This is a genomic window from Sphingomonas phyllosphaerae 5.2 (genome assembly GCF_000419605.1).
GTDB classification, from domain to species: Bacteria; Pseudomonadota; Alphaproteobacteria; order Sphingomonadales; family Sphingomonadaceae; genus Sphingomonas; species Sphingomonas phyllosphaerae_B.
In genome coordinates this window covers 3,043,096-3,061,886 of sequence record NZ_ATTI01000001.1, presented here as the reverse complement: position 1 = coordinate 3,061,886, position 18,791 = coordinate 3,043,096, and the positions used below count along the sequence as shown (strand labels likewise).

Genomic DNA, 18,791 nt, shown 5'->3' with positions numbered 1-18,791 from the left:
CGGCGGCGCTCAGGGGCTGGGCAGCGCGGCGGTGAGGGCGTCGATGCGCGCGGTCTGCGCGGTGGCGGCGGCGCGCGCCGCGGCCAGTTCGCGTTCCAGCGACGGATAGGCGGGTTGCAGCGCCTGCGCGCGCGCGGCGGCGAGTTCATCGAGCGTGCCGAGCGCGTCGGCATGCGTCGAGCGCAGCGCATCGAGATCGGCGATCGCGGTCTGCGCCGCGATCCAGGCGTCGCTGCCGACCTTCGCACCACGCGCGGAGCGCGCCAGCGTGTCGGCGCGCGCGGCGGCACGATCGAAGTCTTTCACGGCGGTGGCGCGCTGCTGCGAGAGCGCCGCGAGGCGTGCGTCGAGCGCCGGGTCAGCGACGGCCGCAGTCGCTGGCGGCGGGGCGGGTTCCTCGAACCCCAGCTTCTCGGCCGGACGGGGCGCGAGCGAGGGGTAGACCGTCGGATCGGCCGCACAGGCGGCGAGGAGCGACAGCGAAGCGAACGAGGCGAGCGGGCGAAGCATGGTTTCGGCGTAGAGGGGCAAAAAAAGTGGCGCAATGCCCTTGCGTGGTCCCGATTCGCCGGCTAACAGCGCCGCTCCACGATGCGCCCGTAGCTCAGCTGGATAGAGCATCAGACTACGAATCTGAGGGTCGGACGTTCGAATCGTTCCGGGCGCACCATTGGAAAACAAAACCCCGTCCCGCCAAGTGCTGGGCGGGGTTTTTGTTTGTTGCCGTGCTTGGTGCCTGCTTCGATGGAGTGCCGGCTGCTTGGCGCCATGTGTGACGTCGCCGTGTCGGCGTGAAATACGCTTTCTGGAGTAGATCGCGCATGTTCGTGTAAGCTTCATGCTTCATGAGCTTTATGCTTCGCCAGACGCACGCGTCCGGACCGCAGGTGCCGGTACAGAGGGACGATGCGTTCCGGGTGGCGACGCCAAGGATGCACGCGGCGTATCCGCGATTGGAGCGGCTCACGAGCACACCGCCTCTTGGCCTTCCCTCGACGCTTCGCCCCCACTTCTGGAATCGTGACCTCACGGATAAGGAGCGGCGCCGGGCTCGAGGGCCGGTCACGCCCGGAAGGACAGGTGACCTACAGCCGCCTGTGCAACGGGCGGCGACGTCGTGGGCTATGCGACCGGTCGGATCGCGAGCGTGCCTTCTGCCGGGTAGGAGCCGTTGTCGTCACCTGCAGCTGCCCGTCAGTTGATCGGGCACCAATCCGCCCCGCCATGACGTGCCGGAAAGCGAGCGATTCGAAACGTAGGGCAAACGCGACGGCCGCGCCGTCGCCGTTCAACTGATCGTGGTCGTAAGGCCGCCGTCGGCGCGGGGCGGGTCCCCGCTCTCCCCGTCATCCGCACGCCGCGCGGGCAAGTGCCGGCGGAGCCGCCAGCAGAGATTGCACGCGACGAAGGCCAGGAGGCCGGCGTCGGCGGGCTGGCGAAAACGCCAGCTACCCCAGCTGATCAGCGCCACGCCGCTGACGAACAGTGCCAGCATCCACAGTCGCGGCAAGGCGACGCGCGCCGTGCGGCTTGTCAGCAGGAACGCCAGCGACAGCGCGAGCACGAACAGCGTCGGCAGGTTGCCGAACAGCCATTGCCGCGTGCCATTCCCGGCGAACGGATAGATGCCCCACATGTAGCTCAGCTTGCGTATTTCGATGAACGCGGCCTGCGCGGGGTCGGCGGCGATCCACGCGAACGTGCGTTTCTGCAGAAGCCCGTCGACCTGCGTGTAGGGGAGGGTCTGCTCTTGCGCCGACAGATAGCCGTTGTCGTGCATCGGCAGCCATTTGCCCGGCCCAACCCAGGTGGTGCGGTCATCGGTTCGGATGGTGTAGCGACCGGCCGGCGTCAGCAGCCGCGGCGTCAGCCCGCCGGCCAGCGTCTCGCCGCCATTGGCGGTCAGCAGGATCACGCGCTCGTGGCGCTGGCTCATGTAGAGCGACCACGGCAGCACGACGAGCGCAAAGCCTGCCAGCACGATCGCGGTACGGCGCAACGCGACGGCGACGCGCCGCTCCTCGATCAGCACGATCAGCACCAGCACCGGCAGGAACAGCAGGTACATCGGGCGGACATGCGCCGCGAACCCGAGCATCATGCCGGCGAACAGTGCATGCCGCCACGGCGCGCGCAGCAGGGCGGTATCGATGCCTGCGCGCGTGCCCGCGGCGATCCCGTCGGCAACCCGCGTGCCGGACGGTAGCAGCGCCAGTGCGGCAAGGAAGACCGGCAGCGCCAGCGTTTCGCTGTACAGTGAAACGCCATAATAGATCACCGGCGGCCACAGCACGAAGGCGACCGTCGCGACCGCGGCGATCGCGGTCGAGCATGTCAGCCGTCGTACCAGCGCGAACAGCGCCGGCGCCGACAGCGCAAAGATCGCGGCGACGACGACCTGGAGGAACAGCAGGTCGTCCCACAGCGACCGAATCGCAGCCAGCAGCGCCGGGAAGGCCAGCGTGCGGCGCGGCGAGAGATGCCAGATCCCGCGCATGATCTCGCTCGACAGGCCGAGATATTCGGCCTCGTCGGCCTCCAGCGCTGCGGCCCCGGTGCGGAACCGCACCGCGAATCCGACGAGCAGCAGGATTGCGCAGGCCAGCACGTAAAGCCACAGGGCCATGCGCGCCGGCGGCACCGCGTCGAGCGCACGCATCGTCAGGCCGACGCGGTCGCTCCGCCACGCCGCGCGGCTCCATTGGTGGGGGTTTTGGCGGAAAAATCCCGTCGCGGTCGCGCGGTTCGCGGCGGCGCCATCCACCTCGTCCGCGCTCGCCGGCGACGCCGCCGCTTCGGTCGCGCCGTTCACTTCCTGCGCCACGTCACGGCGTTGCTGATCGTGTAATTCCAGACCACGCTGACCAGGATGCCGGCGAATGCCGACAACACCCAGTTGACCGGACGTGCGAACAGATAATCGGCCACGCCGACGTTGGCGGCGGCGCCGGTGGCACAGATCAGGTTGAAGGTGATCCAGCCCCAGAACAGCCGACGTCCCCTCAGCCGCCGATCGCTGTACGTCAGCGCGTTGTTGAGGAAAAAATTGTTCGAGATCGCGACGACCGTGGCCGCGGTCTGCGCCACGCCGAACGACGTGCCCAGCCCCATGTACAGGCTGGTCAGGATCAGGAAGTGCACCGCAACGCCCAGCCCGCCGACCACCGCGAAGCTGACGAAACGGGTCGAGACGTAGCGCCCGATGGTCTTGTCGATCAGCAGTTCGATATATTGCCAAAGTACCAGCGTATCGAGCTTGCTCTCGCCGCGCTGGCGGGTGCGGAAGGTATAGGGCACCTCCACCACCACGAGTGGCGCCGGTGCCGAGGCCGCGATATCGAGCAACACCTTGAACCCGATCGAGGAAAGGCCCGGCAGCGAGCGCATGAAGCTATCGCGGCGGACCGCGAAGAACCCGCTCATCGGATCGGTCATCGCGGTGCCGGTCAGCCGCGCCGCCAGTCGCGTCGCCAGCTTGCTGATCGCGACGCGGCGTTTGTCCCACCCGCCGAAGCCGCCGCCATCGGTATAGCGGCTTCCCACCGCCAGATCCGCTTCGCCGCTGCGGATTGCAGCGAACAGCGCCGGGATGATCCGCTCGTCGTGCTGAAAATCGGCATCCATCACGATGCAGCACGGCGCGGATGACGACATAATCCCTTCCACGCACGCGCTGGACAGCCCGCGGCGCCCGTAGCGATGCACGATCCGCACGCGGGCGTCGTCTCGCGCGATCCCGCGCACGCGTTCGGCGGTCCCGTCCGGCGAGTGGTCGTCGACGAACACCAGCTCCCACGCGATCCCGGTTGCAGCCGCTGCCACCGCCTCGACCAGCAAACCGATGTTGTCGGCCTCGTTGAAGGTCGGCACCACGATCGACAGCTCCGGACCCGGCACAGGCGCGGGGAAGGGCTCAGTATTGGTCACGATCGGGCTCGCTCCGGTTTCATTTCAATGACGATCGGCAAGGATGACGCACGGAGAACACTGATGACGGATCCGCTAGTATAGCAAAAGCGCGCGGAGCAGCAGCATTTACGACGAAGCGTTGCAAAGATTGCTGCAACGTCGGCCAGGCCGTTGCTTTGCGAGGAGTATGAAGGGAGCGGGGGCCGGGTTCATCGGCCCGGCGGTTCCACGTTTCGGCATGGCGTGGAAAGGGGCAGCGGTCCGTTCCGATGCGGGAGGGCAAGGAAAGGCGATGGGGCGGGCATGCTGCTGCCACCATGCTGGCAGCAGGGGGGTGGCCAGGAGAGGGCGTGGCCATCACGGCCGACCGGAGCCCCGATCATGCCTGCCGATATGCTGATGCCATACCATGCCCCGCGCTCGTGCTCGTCGCGGATCGTCTTGTATCCGGACGGGCTTTTTCCGGCGGCGGGGCGCGTCGTGCCGCGATGACGCCCGCCCCCTGCACGTCGGTCATTGACGCCGGGCCGCCGCTGCGAGCATCTGGGTCGTCATGACCAAGAGCAAGGGCCGCACCGGCGCACATGCGCGTGCCAAGATCCAACCCGCGCCGACCGCGGCCGAACTCGACGCAGCACGGCGCGATGTGGCGCAGATCGAGGGGCGGCTCGTGGGTCTCGCTGCCGGGCATCCGTCGGTGAAGATATGGAAGGCGCGGCTGCGTGCGGCGCAGGCAGTGATCGCCCGCGCGCCGCGCGACTGACGGCGCTGCGCTGGCCGCGATGGACCGTGCGGCGCGGCGTCTCGCGCGGACGCTTTCGCGTGGCGCGGGGTTCTCGTTCGGCTTGCGCTTCGGGGAAAAGCAATCGCGGCGAGGTTCGGCGCAAATAGGAGTGTCGCTGGCGTGAGAGCAGCGCGCGATGCTGGTCGATGCTGTCGAAGGTGCGTTGCCGGGAGACCGTGACCTGCAGCGCTCCCGTGCGTTGGTTGTCGCGAAAGACTTCGACTATCCCGCGTCTATTCCTCGCTTTGACCGATGCTGACCGATCTTGCGCGGCCCCGGCGCGGTTTCATCTTGGTCGGTGCGCGCCCTTCCGCTAAAAAAGCGGAAGGGGATCGGGTATGCACAACCGGGTATTGATGGCGCTCGCGGCCTTGGGGTGGGCCGGCGAGGCAGCGGCGCAACGTGCCGACCAGAATGCGGCACGCGCCGCCGAGGACGCGTTCGGCGTAAGCTACGCCAATGAATCCGTGGGGCTGTACGATGAAGAGGACGTGCGCGGCTTCTCGCCCGTCGACGCCGGCAACGTCCGCGTCGAGGGCCTGTATATCGATCAGCAGGCCGACCTCAGCTACCGTATCGTGGACAGTTCCATCGTCCGCATCGGCCTGACCGCGATCGACTATCCGTTTCCCGCTCCCACCGGCATCGCCGATTTCCGGCTGCCCGAAACGCCCGATGCGGTGGTGCTGAGCCCGCGGCTGAACGCAGGGACGTTCGGCGATGCCAGTATCGAGTTCGATGTCCGCGCCCCGATTGCCGGCGAGGTGCTGTCCGCCGCCGGCGGCGTGGCCGGATATCGCGACAACGAATGGTTCGGCGGCACGCCGCAGATATTTTCCGCCGGGCTCAGCTTCCGGTGGCGACCGGCACCCGACACCGAGGTGATCCCGTTCTGGAGCGCGGAGACATCGTGGAGCGAGGAAGCCGTCCCGACCTACTTCACCAGCGGGCCGTTCGTCCCGCCACCGCTGCGCGATCGTCGACGATACACCGGGCAGACGTGGGCGACGAATACGTCGAGCGGCAGCAACGCCGGGGTGATCGCACGGACGCGCCGCGGCGAATGGTCGCTGGCGGCTGGCCTGTTCCGCTCGGTCTATGCCATCGACCGCGACCGGACGACCTTGTGGCTGGACGTGGACGCGCGCGGCGTGGGTGTCGAAACCGTCTATGCCGCGCCCGCGTCACGCTACGCCTCGACCTCGGGCGAGATCCGCGTGTCGCGCGCGCTCACCGAAGGTCCGCGCGTCCACCGCTTCCATGCATCGTTGCGCGCCCGCGATCAGGCGCGGATCTATGGCGACGCGGATGCGGTGGAACTGTCCCGACGCGACATCAGGACCCAGGCACCGCAGGCGGAGCCGTTGTTCGGCTTTGCGGAACGCACGCCGGACGACGTCCGGCAGGTCACGGCCGGGATCGCCTACGAAGGTCGCTGGAAGGGACGCGGCAGCCTGAACCTCGGCATCCAGAAGACCGGTTACCGCAAGCATGTGCGCCCACCGGGCAGCGACGAGATCGTCGCGCGCGATCGCCCGTGGCTGTTCAACCTGATGGCGTCGCTGGATGTCGCGTCCGGCGTGTCGGCGTACGCAGGCTTTACCCGCGGCCTGGAGGAAAGCGAAGTCGCGCCCGACAACGCCAGCAACCGGAACGCGGCGCCGCCGGCGTTGCGGACGCAACAGGTGGATGCGGGCGTGCGCGCCACCGCAGGTGGATTGAAGGGTGCGGTCGGGGTGTTCGACATCCGCAAGCCCTACTTCAACCTGGACGCGAGCGGCTTTTACCGCCGGCTGGGTGAGGTCCGCCATCGCGGCGTCGAGGGATCGCTGAGCGGCGAGGTGACGCGGTTCGCGAGCGTGGTCGCCGGCGCGGTCCTGCTCGATCCGCGTGTCGCCGGCGAACCGGTGACGAACGGGGCGATCGGCGCGCGTCCGGTCGGGACCAGCCGCAGCCGCGTCGTGGTAGCGATGGACGTGCATCCCGAGGGGTGGAAGGGATCATCGCTCGACGTTCAGGTGACCCGTCACGGCGGGTCGTTCGCCGATCAGGAAAATGCCGTCCACCTGCCGTCCCGGCTCACCGTCGCAATCGGCGCGCGGCACCGGCTCCGACTGGCGCAACGTGACCTCGTGGCACGTGTCCAGGTGACGAACCTGTTCGACAGCTATCGCTGGATCGCCGGGTCCTCGGGGGGACTGACCTACAACGCCGGCCGCTACATGGGCGTTTCGCTCGCCACCGATCTCGAAGGCTGACCAATTTACGGCGTCGGTTTGCGCGCCAGCCGGGCCGTGGCCCGGGTGGCGGACCGAGCCCATCACACCGCTTCGATCGCAAGATGCGCGGGCTCGTGGACAGGGCGAGGCTTCGCCTGATCAGGCCGCCGTCGCGTCCCGGTCCCGCTCATGATCGCGGCATGTGGCTCGGACCGGCGCCACGTGCGGAGATCATGCCGCTCCCATCCGGTATCTCGTTCAGCGATGTTCGAAGGACGTCAGGATCGGGCAGGGTCCGGCCGCCCCGTCCGCACATTCGCCGGCCAGCCGTCGCAGCGACGCGCGCGCGGTCTCCAGTGCAGCGATCTGCGCATCCAGCGCCGCCAGCCGCTCGCCGGCCAGCGCGCGTACCCGCGCGCGATCCTCGGTTGCGTCCAGCGCCAGCAACTCACCGATCTGTTCGAGCGTGAAGCCGGCCGCCTGCGCCGAGCGGATGAAACGCAGCCGGCGAACATCTTGCGCGTCGTAGCGGCGGATGCCGCCGGTCGCGCCGGTGCGATCGGGGGTGAGCAGCAACCCGCGCCGTTGGTAGTAACGCACCGTCTCCACACCAACTCCTGCGGCGCGCGCCAGTCCGGCGATCGTCAGTCCCGACATGCCTTGACTCCGTACCATGGTACGGACCCCATATGGGTGACAGCTTCCCCGATACCAACCGAAAGACGCTGTCATGCCCGCCTCTGTCGAACCGCGCCGCGCCGTCCTGTACCGCATGGTGATGGAGCGCCATGTCTGCCCGTATGGTCTAAAGGCGAAGGATCTGTTGCGACGGCAGGGCTATGCCGTCGAGGACCACTGGCTGCGCACGCGTGCGGAAACCGACGCGTTCAAGGCGGAGCACGGCGTCGGCACGACCCCGCAGATCTTCATCGATGGCGACCGGATCGGCGGCTACGACGATCTGCGCCGCCGCTTCGGCAAGCGCGTCGTGGATCCCGAGGCGACCACCTACCGCCCGGTCGCGGCGCTGTTCGCGATGACCGCGCTGATGGCGCTGGCCGCCAGCCATGCGGTGTACGGCACATCGTTCACGCTGCGTGCGGGGGAGTGGTTCGTCGCGTTCAGCATGGCCGTGCTGGCGCTGCTGAAACTCCAGAATATCGAGAGTTTCGCGACGATGTTCCTCAACTACGACCTGCTCGCGAAACGCTGGGTGCCTTATTCCTACGTCTATCCCTTTGCCGAGGGACTGGCGGGCGTGCTGATGATCGCAGGCGCGGCGACGTGGCTGTCCGTGCCGGTCGCGCTGAGCATCGGGACGATCGGCGCGGCGTCGGTGATCAAGGCGGTCTACATCGACCGGCGCGCGTTGAAATGCGCGTGCGTCGGCGGATCGAGCAACGTGCCGCTCGGCTTCCTGTCGCTGACCGAGAATCTGATGATGATCGCGATGGCCGTGTGGACGGGCATCGGCATGGCCGGGTGACGCCCGGGGAGGCGCTCAGCCTCCCCGGTGCATTCTCAACGGCGCGGGAGCCGCACGACCTGGAACCCACCCTTCAGGCGACGTGCCTGCAGCCCGGTGCCGTTCAGCATCGCCTGTAGCGCTTCCTCGGGCACCATCGTGCCGACGAGCGGGCGCGACCGCTTGCCCTTCGCCAGCTTCGTGCCGGAGATCGGGCAGCGCGTCGCGATCCGCAATTGCGCCAGCGCCCTGTCGAGGCGATCGCCGGGGATTTCGATCGCGACCGGCTCGTTCTGGCAATCGTAGCGCAGACCCTGCGCCGCAGCGTCCGATCCCGCGAAAGCAAGCGCGAGGGCCGGCGCCATCATTCGTGCCACAGAGATTTTCATCGATTCATCCTTCGACTTTGATGGGGGGAGAGACAGCGGCGCCGATCGTGCGGCGGACACGCCCGTTGGGCTGAAAACCGAGATTGTATCGCGATCGTGACGCGCGTTCGCCTGACCGCGAATCTTCCTCCGCGAACCATGTCGCCGCAGGCGCGTCGGTCGGTCAAATTGATCCCGGGTGTCGCGTTCGATGCCCGGCGCGACAATGGTCTTCGTGCTATCACAGCGGTACACACGATGTGGCCGGCGCAAGGCACGATCGATGTGTGCATGACGGCTACCTTGTACCGGCCCCGACCACTCTGGTTGCCCGTTGTCATCTGATCGGCCGCGAAGGTCGATTGCTCCGATCATCTACGGGTCCGGACTGAAAGCGAGTTGCCGGCTGTCGGCCGCGGCAACTGCAACATCCTTAACGCGCCCGGCTTTGCGCTTCGCTGCTTTTGCGACCCATATTGGCGGCGAGGTGCGATACGTGCCTGGCGGAGCGCAGGTTTGGCGCGCTGCCGAAGCGGAGCCTCTTCCCGTCTTACGCGCTCGGGCGCGGTCGGGCTTGCTCCGCCGCGGTCTGTCGCTACCCTCAAGGTAAGTCGCGAAGGTGCTCGTGTATCATGTTTATTCGCTCGCTAGCCGCTGCGGCGCTCCTGATCTGCCTTCCCGCGGCGGTGCCGAAGCGATCCGTCGCGACCGATGCGGGATCGCTGCTGATGCCCGCAATGCCGCTGCACGATCCATGGATCGTCGCGGATCGTGCGAGCGGCAGCTATTGGTTGTTCACGCGTAACGAGCCGGAGATGACCGGCGACAAGCGGCTCGGCATCATGGCCTATCGCAGTGGCGACCTCAAACGCTGGCAGCGCGGCAAAGTGGTCTTCACCTTGCCGCCGGGGACATGGGCGAACGACGGCGCCTGGGCGCCCGAGGTCCACCGGTGGCGCGGGCGCTGGTATTTGTTCGCCACGTTCTACAACGATGCGGCCAAGCTGCCGACGGTGGGCGGCCGCCGACCCGTACGGCGCAGCACGCTGATCGCGGTTGCCGACACGCTCGGCGGTCCTTTTCGGCTGTTGCGCGGCGGCGCGCCGGTGGTCGACGCCTCGGTGATGACGCTCGACGGCACGCTCCACGTCGATCGCGACGGCAAGCCGTGGATGGTCTACGCGCACGAGTGGGTGCAGATCGGCGACGGGACGATCGAGGCGGTGCCGTTGACCGGCGACCTGCGCGCCGCCGGGGTGCCGCGATTGTTGTTCCGCGCGTCGGAGGCGCCGTGGGTGAAACGAGCCGACCCGACCGATCCCACGGCCGGCAACGTCACCGATGGGCCGGAGTTGTTCCGCACGCGGACCGGCACCTTGTTGATGCTCTGGTCCAGCTACGACAAGGACGGCTACGTCCAGTCGGTCGCGCGTTCCACGAGCGGCGACATTGCAGGCCCGTGGGAGCAATTGCCGCCGTTGGTCCGCGCAGACAGCGGGCATGGCATGATCTTCCGCCGCTTCGACGATACGCTGATGATGGTCCTGCACCGCCCGTTCCAGAATGCGCGCGGCAAGCTCTACGAGCTTCGCGACCGGGGCGACCGGATCGAGGTCGTACGGGAAGCGACCGAGCTCGACGGAGAGACGCGGCCGGTCTTCGAGAAGGTGGCGGCACCGCGATCGTGAGCCGGATTGCCGATCGTCGCCGGCGCGGTCTGCCGCGCTGACAGGCACCGCAGCAGTCAGCTCTCCTGATTGACTTGTCGGAGTATTGGTGAGAGCCGTTCGGAAAGGGAGAGCATCTTGAAACGTGTCCTGCGAAACGTAACCTGCCTGGTGGTCGCCGTGGCCACGACCGCGATGCACGCCGCGACGCCGGCTGCTGCACCGGCGGCTCGCCAGCTCGCCATCGTCGACAAGGCGGGCCTGATCAAGCCGGCGGCAGATACCGGCAAGCGCAGCGCCTATCTGATGACCTATTTCACGGACGAAGATCACTCCCTTCACTTCGCCACGTCGCGCGACGGGTATAGTTTCACCGACGTGAATGACGGCAAGGCGGTGCTCTCGGGCCGTGACGTCGCCGAGCAGAAAGGTATTCGCGATCCGCACATCATGCGCGGACCGGACGGCGCCTTCTATCTCTCAATGACCGACTTGCACATCTTCGCCAAACGGGAAGGGTTGCGTACGACCGACTGGGAGCGGCCGGAAAAGGAATATGGCTGGGGTAACAATCGCAACCTGATCTTCATGAAGTCGTACGATTTGCTGCACTGGACGCTAGCACGGGTAACGCCCGCCAGCCTGTTTCCGCAGTATCGCAACATCGGCAACAGCTGGGCGCCGGAAACGATTTACGATCCGCAACGTCGTAGGTTGATGGTCTATTACACGGTCCGCGATGGCAACGGGCCGAACTATCTGGTCTATTCGTACGCGGATGCCGATTTCAAGACCCTGACGGAGGCGCCGCGCAAACTGTTCTCCTTCCCCGATGCGAAGGTCAACGTGATCGACGCCGACATCACGAAGGTCGGCAGCAAATATCACATGTTCTACGTCGCCCACACGCCGCCGGGAAACATCCGCCATGCGGTGTCCACCCGGATCAATGGCGGCTGGAGCTACGAGCCCGGCAAGGTCGATCAGGAACAGCATGCGTCGGAGGCGCCGACGTTGTGGCGTCGCTACAACAGCAACACCTACGTGTTGATGTACGACGTGTTCGGGATCAAGCCCAACAACATGGGCTTCGCGGAGACGAAGGACTTCATGACCTACACGCCGATCGGTCGCTTCAACGACGCGGGATCGCCGATGAAGGCGACCAACTTCACGCGCCCGAAGCATGGGGCGGTCATCGCGATCACAGTAGGGGAGGCGGAACGCCTCGAACGTTTCTTCCATTGAAGCGGCCGCACTTTCGCAAGCAGCGTGGCCGGCGGGCGGACGACCCTGCACGTCGGCTTGGACGGTATTGCATCAACCCCGGCCAACCGTTGCCGTGCGAAGGGAGCGACGCAATTGCGGCAGGAGCCGTTCTATGTGTCTGAGGGTAGCGGCGTTCCCGTGACGCCGCACGGCTGCCCGGTTGCGCGCCCGAGCAGCATTGCGCTTTCCCGGCGCTCGCTTCTCACGTAGAGAACAGCCATGATCACACGGCGAAACGTCATCGGTTCTTCTCTCGCGCTTGGCGCAACCGCGGGAGTGGCCGCGACGCCTCCACGTGCCGGCCGGCTGAAGCAGTCGGTGAGCCGCTGGTGCTATCAGGATATTCCACTCGACACGCTGTGCGCCGCGGCGGTGAAGATGGGGTTGCAAGGCATCGATCTGCTCCAGCCCGCGGAGTATGAGACGCCGCGCCGTTACGGGCTGCGCTGTACGATGGGCTATGCCGCCGACAACATGACGATCCCGAACGGCCTGAACCGACGGGAAAATCACGCGGCGATCGAACAGGCGTTCCGGATCGGTATTCCGCAGGCGGCCAAGGCCGGCGTGCCGAACGTGATCGCCTTTTCGGGCAATCGTCGCGGCATGTCCGACGAGGAGGGCGCGTCGAACGCGGTGATCGGCCTGAACCGCGTCAAGCGGATCGCCGAGGATCATGGCGTGACGATCTGCATCGAGCTGCTCAACAGCAAGGTGAACCATCCCGACTATATGGCGGACCATACGGACTGGGGCGTGCGCGTGGCCAAGGAGGTCAACTCGCCGCGCGTGAAGTTGCTTTACGACATTTATCATATGCAGATCATGGAAGGCGACCTGATCGCCACGATCCGCAAGAACATCCAGTGGCTCGGCCACTTCCACACCGGCGGGGTTCCGGGGCGCCACAATCTCGATGAAACCCAAGAAGTGAATTGGCAGGCGGTCGCGCGCAGTGTCGCCGATCTCGGCTTCCAGGGTTACTTCGCCCACGAGTTCGTGCCGGTGGGCGATCCACTGACCGCCCTGGCGCAAGCCGTGCGGACCTGCACCGTCTGAGTATCATCCTGCCGGGCTGGCCGTTATAACCGCTTGGTGTCGGCAGGGCACTGGATGGGACGAGAGGACGGCGCAGCGGCGCTGACGTTCGGACCCTGGCGGCGCCCACCCACCGTAAACGCCGCCGCAGCTTCCGGTTGGGAAGCTGCGGCCCTGTTCGTGTCGATGCGTGCGCTTATTCGGCGGCGACGCCAGCGCGCGAGAACATGTCGCCCATCTCGACGGGATCTTCATTGGCGGCGGGAACGATGACCTTGGCCTTCTGGCGCTTGTCGAAGCTGTCCCAGACGTCGTTCCACTGCCCGCGGGTGGCGGCCTTCGAATATTCGGTAGCGCGCGTCTCGAAGAAGTTCGCATGCTCCACGCCGTTCAGCAACGGGGTGAGCCACGGGATCGGATGCTCGTCGATCATGTAGATCGGCTTCAGCCCCAATTGCCCCATCCGCCAGTCGGCGATGTAGCGGATGTACTTCTTGATGTCCTTCGCCGTCATGCCGTTGACCGGCCCCATCTCGAAGGCGAGATCGATGAAATTGTCCTCGAGGCGGATCGTCGTCTGGCACACGTCGGCGATGTCGGCCTTCACCGCCTTGGTCAGGCACTGACGCTCCTGACAGAAGGTGTGGAACATCTTGATGATGCCCTCGCAGTGCAGGCTTTCGTCACGCACCGACCAGGTGACGATCTGTCCCATGCCCTTCATCTTGTTGAAGCGTGGGAAGTTCATCAGCATCGCGAAGCTGGCAAACAGCTGTACGCCTTCGGTGAAGCCGCCGAACATCGCCAGAGTGCGCGCGATATCCTCGTCGCTGTCGACGCCGAAGTTCTGCATGTAGTCATGCTTCTCCTTCAGCTCGGTATATTCGAGAAATGCGCCATACTCGCTTTCGGGCATCCCGATCGTGTCGAGCAGGTGCGAGTAAGCGGCGATGTGAACCGTCTCCATGTTGCTGAACGCGGTCAGCATCATCTTGATCTCGGTCGGCTTGAACACGCGACCGTACTTTTCGTGGTAGCAATCCTGCACCTCGACGTCGGCCTGCGTGAAGAAGCGGAAGATCTGCGTGAGCAGATTGCGTTCGTGATCGGTCAGCTTCTGCGCCCAATCGCGGCAATCCTCGCCGAGCGGCACTTCCTCGGGAAGCCAGTGCAGCTGCTGCTGACGCTTCCAATATTCGAATGCCCAGGGATATTCGAAGGGCTTGTACTGCTTGGACGCCTGAAGAAGCGACATGGGTTTACTCCGAGGGATATAATTCGGGAAAGGAACAGGCGGGCGGCCGGCTTACGGATCGAGGCTCCATTGCCACATCGCCCATGCCGACATTGCGAGCACAGCACCGCCTGAAATCGCCATGATTCCGGCCATGCGGTAGACGTAAACGCGCGCCGGGCCTTGCGGGATGCGTAACTGCCACAGCAGCCACGTGCCCGCCAGAACGAAGACGGCGGCGACCGCGAACATGATCGCGGATTGCAGCGGAAGCGTATCGATCATGCGACCAAAGCCGTCGCAGCGCGTTTGCCGCCCGAACCCAACAAAGGAGAACGACTATGGTCGATGCCAGCCAGATCAAGGAACATGCCGAAGTGATCGGCGCGGACGGCGTGCACGTCGGCACCGTCGACCACGTCGACGGCGACCGCATCAAGCTGACCAAGAACGACTCGCCCTCCACGCAGGACGGGCAGGGCGCCAAGCACCATTACCTGCCGATCGGCCTCGTCGCCGAGATCGAGGGCGAGACGGTGCGGCTGTCCGCAACCGCGCAGAACGCGCAGGACATGTTCGAAGAGGCGGAATAAGCCCGCCGCGGCGGCGCCCGTCGCGCGGCTGCAATCGCCGGCCCCGGCCGCCAATAGGCGCGCCGGGGTTTCGTTTGCCTGCCATGACGCGCCGCCGTTCATTCGCCGAACCTGCTCCTGACTGCCGGCCGTGCGCCCCAACAGGCCCGCGGCGGCGGTGATCGACGGTGATCCGTCGAGTCACATCGTTGTACGGCAAGGACCGCAAAAACGCTACAGATTGTGGTCGTCCGGTCGCAGTATCTACCAGATTGAGCGCTACGCCGTACTGCCGGTGGTGGCACCGGGTCGACGCGACTGCCGTCCGGCGGTGGCCCCGTCTGGAGCAGTGGACGCGCTTGCGTCCGTCATTGCGCGTTAAACGGAGCGGAGGCGCATAAGGCAAGCACCCGTCGGCAGGTCGAGTGCCGGGATGAACAATGCGTCGTTCGCATCATTGTCGCTGATTGCGCTCGCGTCGCGTGCTTCCGCCACCGCGGTGACCTCCGCGCCGCTGCGTGCCGGGACGCTACGAGGTTGCATCGTGCACGGCGGCGTGATCGCCACCACGACACGCGCGCAGGCCGTGATGATCGAAGATGGCGCGGTGACGTACCGCGATCCGATCGGCGCGCCGACGCGGATCGAGACGTCGCTGACGATGGACGCGCCCGACGAGGTGCTGGCGCTTGGCGATCTGATGATCGGCGTTGGGAGGACGGGCGAGGATCGTAGCCTGGGCCGGCGGGGCACCTGTCGAGCGTGGCGCCGGGCTGGCATCGTTAAGCCATGGGCCGAATGCAGCCGTCCAGGGGAGCGTCGATCGTATCGACTTGCGCGCGCTGTTCGATGATGATGGGCCAGCGGGCGATTTCGCTGGATACGTGCTGGGTCCCGCGTGGCGTACATCGGGGTTCGGCGATGGCGCTATTTCCGGACGGTCGCGTAACGGTGACGCATCCGGTCGGTGCGGGCAGTGGCAGACGTGAATAGCTTGTCGCGCTCCGGCTTCTCGTCGGTGACGCGCGTGGTGGACGCCGTGGCGCAACGTGTCGACGTTCGGGCGAGCGCCACGACCCGGACGGTTCCGCGCTATCATCACCGCAGTGCGTCAAGGCGGTGTGCCGCCGGAGCCGGCGACAAGGGCGACGATGATCGTCGGCTTTGCCGTTATCGGGTGCGCGCTACGTCGCAAGACGGTGCTGCGCTTCGTCCAAGGCCGCCGTGGTCCTTGCCGACCTCGCGCCCGACCGGCTCAGAAAGGGCGTTCGCCGCGATAATTGCCGGCGTTCTTGTAGCGGCAGACCAGCACGTCCTCCTGACCACCGCGTGCCAGCGCGCAGCCGACCTCGATCGTGTCGCGCCACATCAATTGCGTATAGTGACCGACGTCGCCCACATGCCCGGTGGTGCTGTTGTTCGGGAAGGCGCCGGACTTGAAGTAGCGCTTTTCGCGTATCCAGCCGTCCACCATCGCCTCGGGCGAGTAATAGCCGCGGGTGCCGGCCCACAGGTTCTCGCCCTCCGGATCCATGCGGCGTTCCGGCGCATGCTCGAAACGACCGGTGGAGGCGAGATACTGGCCCCAGGCGTGGGCTGATTGGACGAGTTCCGGGTTCCAGCGCAGTGGCGGGATGCCGAGCGCGGCACGCTCGGCATTGTGCGCGGCCAGCACGCGCGCGTCGAAGGTATTCGAATAGTTCGATGCACCGGTGACGAACGGTGCACAGACCAGCGCGGCGAGCGCGACGAGCAGTGATCGGGGGCGCAGCGTGACACGCGGCATGTCCGGGTAACCTTTTCCTGATGACCTGGAAAAGGTACTTCCCGCCTTCCTTACCGCGGGTTAGGGAATCTGGTTAGGGCGTGTTTACGCCTGTGGCGATCAGGCGCCGACGATCGTCACGAGATCGCCGCGCGCGACCTGGTCGAACAACAGCCGCGCAAAGGCGAGCGGCACGCCGATGCAGCCGTGGGTCGCCGATCCGCGGCGCACCGCGCTTGCATGGACCGCGACCCCGTCGTTGGTGAGGCGCAGCATGTACGGCATCTCCGCATCGTAGAGTGTCGAGGTGTGCTGGCGCGCGCGCATCAGGATCGGGAAGGTGCCGGTCGGCGTCGGCTTGTGATCGGTGCCGTAGAGGATCACGGCAGTGCCGATTTCGTGACCGTCGCGAAAGACCGAGACTGTCTGCCGCGGAAGATCGATCCGAACGCGGATCGCGCCGGTCGCGGGTACGCCGAGGTCGCTCCAGACATAATCACCGAACTGCATCGGGCGGCGAATGTTGAGCAGGCTGCGCACGCGCAACGGCTGCCCGCCCGTCATCGGCAAGGCGCCCTCGCGCCCTGCCGGATAGCGGAAGCGCATGCCATAGGTGCCGATCGTGGTGGCGGTGGTCGTCGCCGCCACCGGCACTGCGATCGTGACGGCGGCAAGCGTCAGCGCAACCGCGCCGAGGCGTTGCCGGATCATGCGGCGGGTGCGCGCGTCCGCTTGCGGCGGCGTACCGCGAGGCCGGTGAGCGCAAAGCCCAGCGACATCATCGCCCAGGTTGCCGGTTCGGGCACTGCGGGGGCGGGGATGATCGGCGTCGGGGTGGGGGTAGGGTTCGGCCCGGGAACACCGGGCACGCCCGGCGTGCCGACCGGCCCGGTCGGGAAGACGCCCGGCGGGCCGAAGCCGGTGGTGCCGCCCGGCGGCAGCGGGCCGAGCGCATCGGGGGTCAGCGGCACGGGCAGGTCCGGGACAAAGCCGGCCGGCTGCAGCGGCAACGCGCCAGCCGGGACCACCGGACCGGGATTGCGCTCGCGCACATTACCCAGCACGCGCTCGCGCGGGCCGCGCGGCGGCACGCCGGCATATTGCCGTGGCTTGGGTGGCTTGTTGGGCTTTATATTGAACATCGCGCCCTTGCCGCGCTCGCCGGGCGAGCGCGCGGTCAGGATCGAAAGCGGATCGGGCATCACCGCCAATGCTGCGGGAAGGTTCATCGCCTCTGCAAACGGAACCGTGCCGCCGAGATAGCCGAGCCCGGCATAACCGCCGATCACGGTGGTGCCCACACCCAGCGCCATCGCCACGCGCACCACGGGCACGCGCGAGACGTAAGGCAGGAGGGAGCGCCAGTTTTTCATTCGATCGACCAATCTCTCTCGTACAGATTCATCGTTGATAACGCGATTGTTTCAATTGCGCCTCACTCTCCACGTGAGTCCAGTGAAATGCGTCCAAACACCGTCCCACCTGATGCATTGCGGGACGACTGTGGCCGGTACGCCACCCGGAACTGGCGATTCGTTAACCTTTCGTTAGGATTATCAACAATCCAGCCAAAGGTTAACGGGCGTTGGAAAGTTAACAAGTCGGCACGAGTCGTGCGCGGTGCTTGCCGACGAGTTCACCGAGCCATGTGGAAAAGGCCCGAATGCGCCGTAACTGTCGAGTATCACGGTGCGTGACCAGCCAGAACGACCGCGTGATCGTCACCTCGGGCAGCACACGTACCAACGTTGGTTCGGCTCCCGCGATGAAATGCGGCAGCACGCCGACCCCGGCGCCGCTGGCGATCAGTCGCGCCTGCGCGTTGATGCTGGAGCTGCGCAAGGTCGGCGCGGGCAGGGCGCCGAGATCGTCGGCGAAACGCAGTTCGGGCGAATAGAGCAAGTCGGGGATGTAGCCGACGAGTGGGTGCTGCCGCCCGAGGGACTCGCGGGTCGGCGCGCCGCTGCGTTCGATCAGCGAGCGGGCCGCATACAGATGCAGCGCATAGTCGGACAGCTTGCCCGCAACGACCGGCCCGTGGCGCGGCCGTGCGAGCAGCACCGCCACGTCCGCCTCGCGGCGCGACGGACTGAGGAAGCCGGAGCTGGCGGCGAGGTCGATGGTAAGCGCGGGATGCCGGGCGGCGAATTCGTGGAGGTGTGCGGCGACCAGCCAGGTGCCGAATCCCTCCGCTACGCTGATGCGTAACAGGCCGGATAGCGACTCCGCGGGGCCGGGCGCCTCCACGATCCGCTCGGCGGCGTTCTGCATCTCCTCGACCTGCGCGAGCAGCGCCTCGCCCGCCTCCGTCAGCACCTGCCCCTCGCGTGTCTGTTCGAAGAGGGTTCGGCCCAGCCGCGCCTCCAGCCGGCGCAGGCGGCGGCCAATCGTGGTGGCATCGACGCCGACCAGCGCGGCAGCGCGGGCGATCTGTCCGACGCGTGCCACCGCGAGGAAGTCCTGCAGATCGTTCCAGGGAAGGGGCTGCGTCATTGCAGGTG

20 protein-coding genes and 1 tRNA gene are annotated in these 18,791 nt (G+C 66.5%); 10 read left to right on the top strand and 11 right to left on the bottom strand.

The genetic code is table 11. The annotated features are described in order from the left end of the window. Positions 1-9: 9 nt before the first annotated feature. Positions 10-510: a hypothetical protein gene (locus tag SPHPHY_RS0114420; RefSeq protein ID WP_022687394.1), complete on the bottom strand. Its 501-nt coding sequence runs from the start codon at positions 508-510 to the stop codon at positions 10-12. Between the two features lie 83 nt (positions 511-593). Here SPHPHY_RS0114420 and SPHPHY_RS0114415 point away from each other — a divergent pair. Further along, positions 594-670: transfer RNA gene (locus tag SPHPHY_RS0114415), tRNA-Arg, on the top strand. Positions 671-1,288: 618 nt separating this feature from the next. On the opposite strand, the gene SPHPHY_RS0114410 is transcribed toward SPHPHY_RS0114415, so the two are convergent. Both SPHPHY_RS0114410 and SPHPHY_RS0114405 read right to left on the bottom strand, forming a co-directional pair. Next, the gene (locus tag SPHPHY_RS0114410) at positions 1,289-2,824 is read right to left on the bottom strand and encodes a hypothetical protein (protein WP_022687393.1); all 1,536 of its coding nucleotides are present in this window, start codon (positions 2,822-2,824) and stop codon (positions 1,289-1,291) included. Continuing rightward, positions 2,809-3,927: a glycosyltransferase gene (locus tag SPHPHY_RS0114405; RefSeq protein WP_028056948.1), complete on the bottom strand. Its 1,119-nt coding sequence runs from the start codon at positions 3,925-3,927 to the stop codon at positions 2,809-2,811. Before SPHPHY_RS0114405 ends, SPHPHY_RS0114410 begins: the two co-directional genes overlap by 16 nt. A 535-nt stretch (positions 3,928-4,462) precedes the next feature. Between SPHPHY_RS0114405 and SPHPHY_RS0114400 the strand changes: the two genes are divergently transcribed. Continuing rightward, a complete protein-coding gene (locus tag SPHPHY_RS0114400) occupies positions 4,463-4,672 on the top strand; it encodes a hypothetical protein (RefSeq protein WP_022687391.1) in 210 nt (69 codons plus the stop codon). Positions 4,673-5,031: 359 nt separating this feature from the next. Next, positions 5,032-6,951, top strand: a complete 1,920-nt coding sequence (locus SPHPHY_RS20260) for a TonB-dependent receptor (protein ID WP_022687390.1) — start codon at positions 5,032-5,034, stop codon at positions 6,949-6,951. Between the two features lie 219 nt (positions 6,952-7,170). Here the strand turns inward: SPHPHY_RS20260 and SPHPHY_RS0114390 are convergent, their stop codons facing one another. Next, entirely contained in the window at positions 7,171-7,587 is a 417-nt protein-coding gene (locus SPHPHY_RS0114390) for a MerR family transcriptional regulator (RefSeq protein ID WP_231370427.1), read from the bottom strand. Between the two features lie 55 nt (positions 7,588-7,642). On the opposite strand from SPHPHY_RS0114390, the gene SPHPHY_RS0114385 reads away from it, so the two are divergent. Beyond that, positions 7,643-8,398, top strand: coding sequence for a glutaredoxin family protein (locus SPHPHY_RS0114385; protein ID WP_022687388.1), 756 nt, complete (start codon positions 7,643-7,645; stop codon positions 8,396-8,398). Positions 8,399-8,433: 35 nt separating this feature from the next. On the opposite strand, the gene SPHPHY_RS0114380 is transcribed toward SPHPHY_RS0114385, so the two are convergent. Then, positions 8,434-8,766, bottom strand: coding sequence for an STN domain-containing protein (locus SPHPHY_RS0114380; RefSeq protein WP_156025109.1), 333 nt, complete (start codon positions 8,764-8,766; stop codon positions 8,434-8,436). Between the two features lie 611 nt (positions 8,767-9,377). Here SPHPHY_RS0114380 and SPHPHY_RS0114375 point away from each other — a divergent pair. The 3 genes from SPHPHY_RS0114375 to SPHPHY_RS0114365 all read left to right on the top strand — a co-directional run bounded on the left by SPHPHY_RS0114375 (position 9,378) and on the right by SPHPHY_RS0114365 (position 12,740). Continuing rightward, the gene (locus tag SPHPHY_RS0114375) at positions 9,378-10,433 is read left to right on the top strand and encodes a glycoside hydrolase family 43 protein (RefSeq protein ID WP_022687386.1); all 1,056 of its coding nucleotides are present in this window, start codon (positions 9,378-9,380) and stop codon (positions 10,431-10,433) included. Positions 10,434-10,550: 117 nt separating this feature from the next. Further along, complete coding sequence (locus tag SPHPHY_RS0114370; RefSeq protein WP_231370425.1) at positions 10,551-11,660, top strand: glycoside hydrolase family 43 protein; 1,110 nt, start codon at positions 10,551-10,553, stop codon at positions 11,658-11,660. Positions 11,661-11,900: 240 nt separating this feature from the next. Further along, positions 11,901-12,740 carry a hydroxypyruvate isomerase family protein gene (locus tag SPHPHY_RS0114365; RefSeq protein ID WP_043130076.1) on the top strand — a complete coding sequence of 280 codons (840 nt, stop codon included), beginning with the start codon at positions 11,901-11,903 and terminating at the stop codon, positions 12,738-12,740. A 175-nt stretch (positions 12,741-12,915) separates the two neighbouring features. Here the strand turns inward: SPHPHY_RS0114365 and SPHPHY_RS0114360 are convergent, their stop codons facing one another. Continuing rightward, positions 12,916-13,974, bottom strand: coding sequence for a ribonucleotide-diphosphate reductase subunit beta (locus tag SPHPHY_RS0114360; RefSeq protein WP_022687383.1), 1,059 nt, complete (start codon positions 13,972-13,974; stop codon positions 12,916-12,918). Positions 13,975-14,025: 51 nt separating this feature from the next. After that, positions 14,026-14,238 carry a hypothetical protein gene (locus SPHPHY_RS0114355; RefSeq protein ID WP_022687382.1) on the bottom strand — a complete coding sequence of 71 codons (213 nt, stop codon included), beginning with the start codon at positions 14,236-14,238 and terminating at the stop codon, positions 14,026-14,028. Positions 14,239-14,294: 56 nt separating this feature from the next. Between SPHPHY_RS0114355 and SPHPHY_RS0114350 the strand changes: the two genes are divergently transcribed. The 3 genes from SPHPHY_RS0114350 (at position 14,295) to SPHPHY_RS22810 (ending at position 15,805) form a co-directional block, all read left to right on the top strand. Further along, a complete protein-coding gene (locus SPHPHY_RS0114350) occupies positions 14,295-14,546 on the top strand; it encodes a DUF2171 domain-containing protein (RefSeq protein ID WP_022687381.1) in 252 nt (83 codons plus the stop codon). A 436-nt stretch (positions 14,547-14,982) separates the two neighbouring features. Next, complete coding sequence (locus SPHPHY_RS0114345; protein WP_156025108.1) at positions 14,983-15,378, top strand: hypothetical protein; 396 nt, start codon at positions 14,983-14,985, stop codon at positions 15,376-15,378. A gap of 196 nt (positions 15,379-15,574) precedes the next feature. After that, a complete protein-coding gene (locus tag SPHPHY_RS22810) occupies positions 15,575-15,805 on the top strand; it encodes a PEPxxWA-CTERM sorting domain-containing protein (protein WP_156025107.1) in 231 nt (76 codons plus the stop codon). Here SPHPHY_RS22810 and SPHPHY_RS0114340 read toward each other — a convergent pair. The 4 genes from SPHPHY_RS0114340 to SPHPHY_RS0114325 form a co-directional block, all read right to left on the bottom strand. Further along, positions 15,781-16,311 carry a CAP domain-containing protein gene (locus SPHPHY_RS0114340; RefSeq protein ID WP_022687379.1) on the bottom strand — a complete coding sequence of 177 codons (531 nt, stop codon included), beginning with the start codon at positions 16,309-16,311 and terminating at the stop codon, positions 15,781-15,783. The two genes, SPHPHY_RS22810 and SPHPHY_RS0114340, sit on opposite strands and share 25 nt — an antisense overlap. 99 nt (positions 16,312-16,410) lie before the next feature. Further along, a complete protein-coding gene (locus SPHPHY_RS0114335; RefSeq protein ID WP_022687378.1) occupies positions 16,411-17,001 on the bottom strand; it encodes a L,D-transpeptidase family protein in 591 nt (196 codons plus the stop codon). Continuing rightward, a complete protein-coding gene (locus SPHPHY_RS21020) occupies positions 16,998-17,663 on the bottom strand; it encodes a PEPxxWA-CTERM sorting domain-containing protein (protein ID WP_022687377.1) in 666 nt (221 codons plus the stop codon). The genes SPHPHY_RS0114335 and SPHPHY_RS21020 overlap by 4 nt, the downstream gene beginning before the upstream one ends. Positions 17,664-17,883: 220 nt before the next feature. Continuing rightward, a complete protein-coding gene (locus tag SPHPHY_RS0114325; RefSeq protein WP_022687376.1) occupies positions 17,884-18,783 on the bottom strand; it encodes a LysR family transcriptional regulator in 900 nt (299 codons plus the stop codon). Between the last annotated feature and the right edge of the window lie 8 nt (positions 18,784-18,791).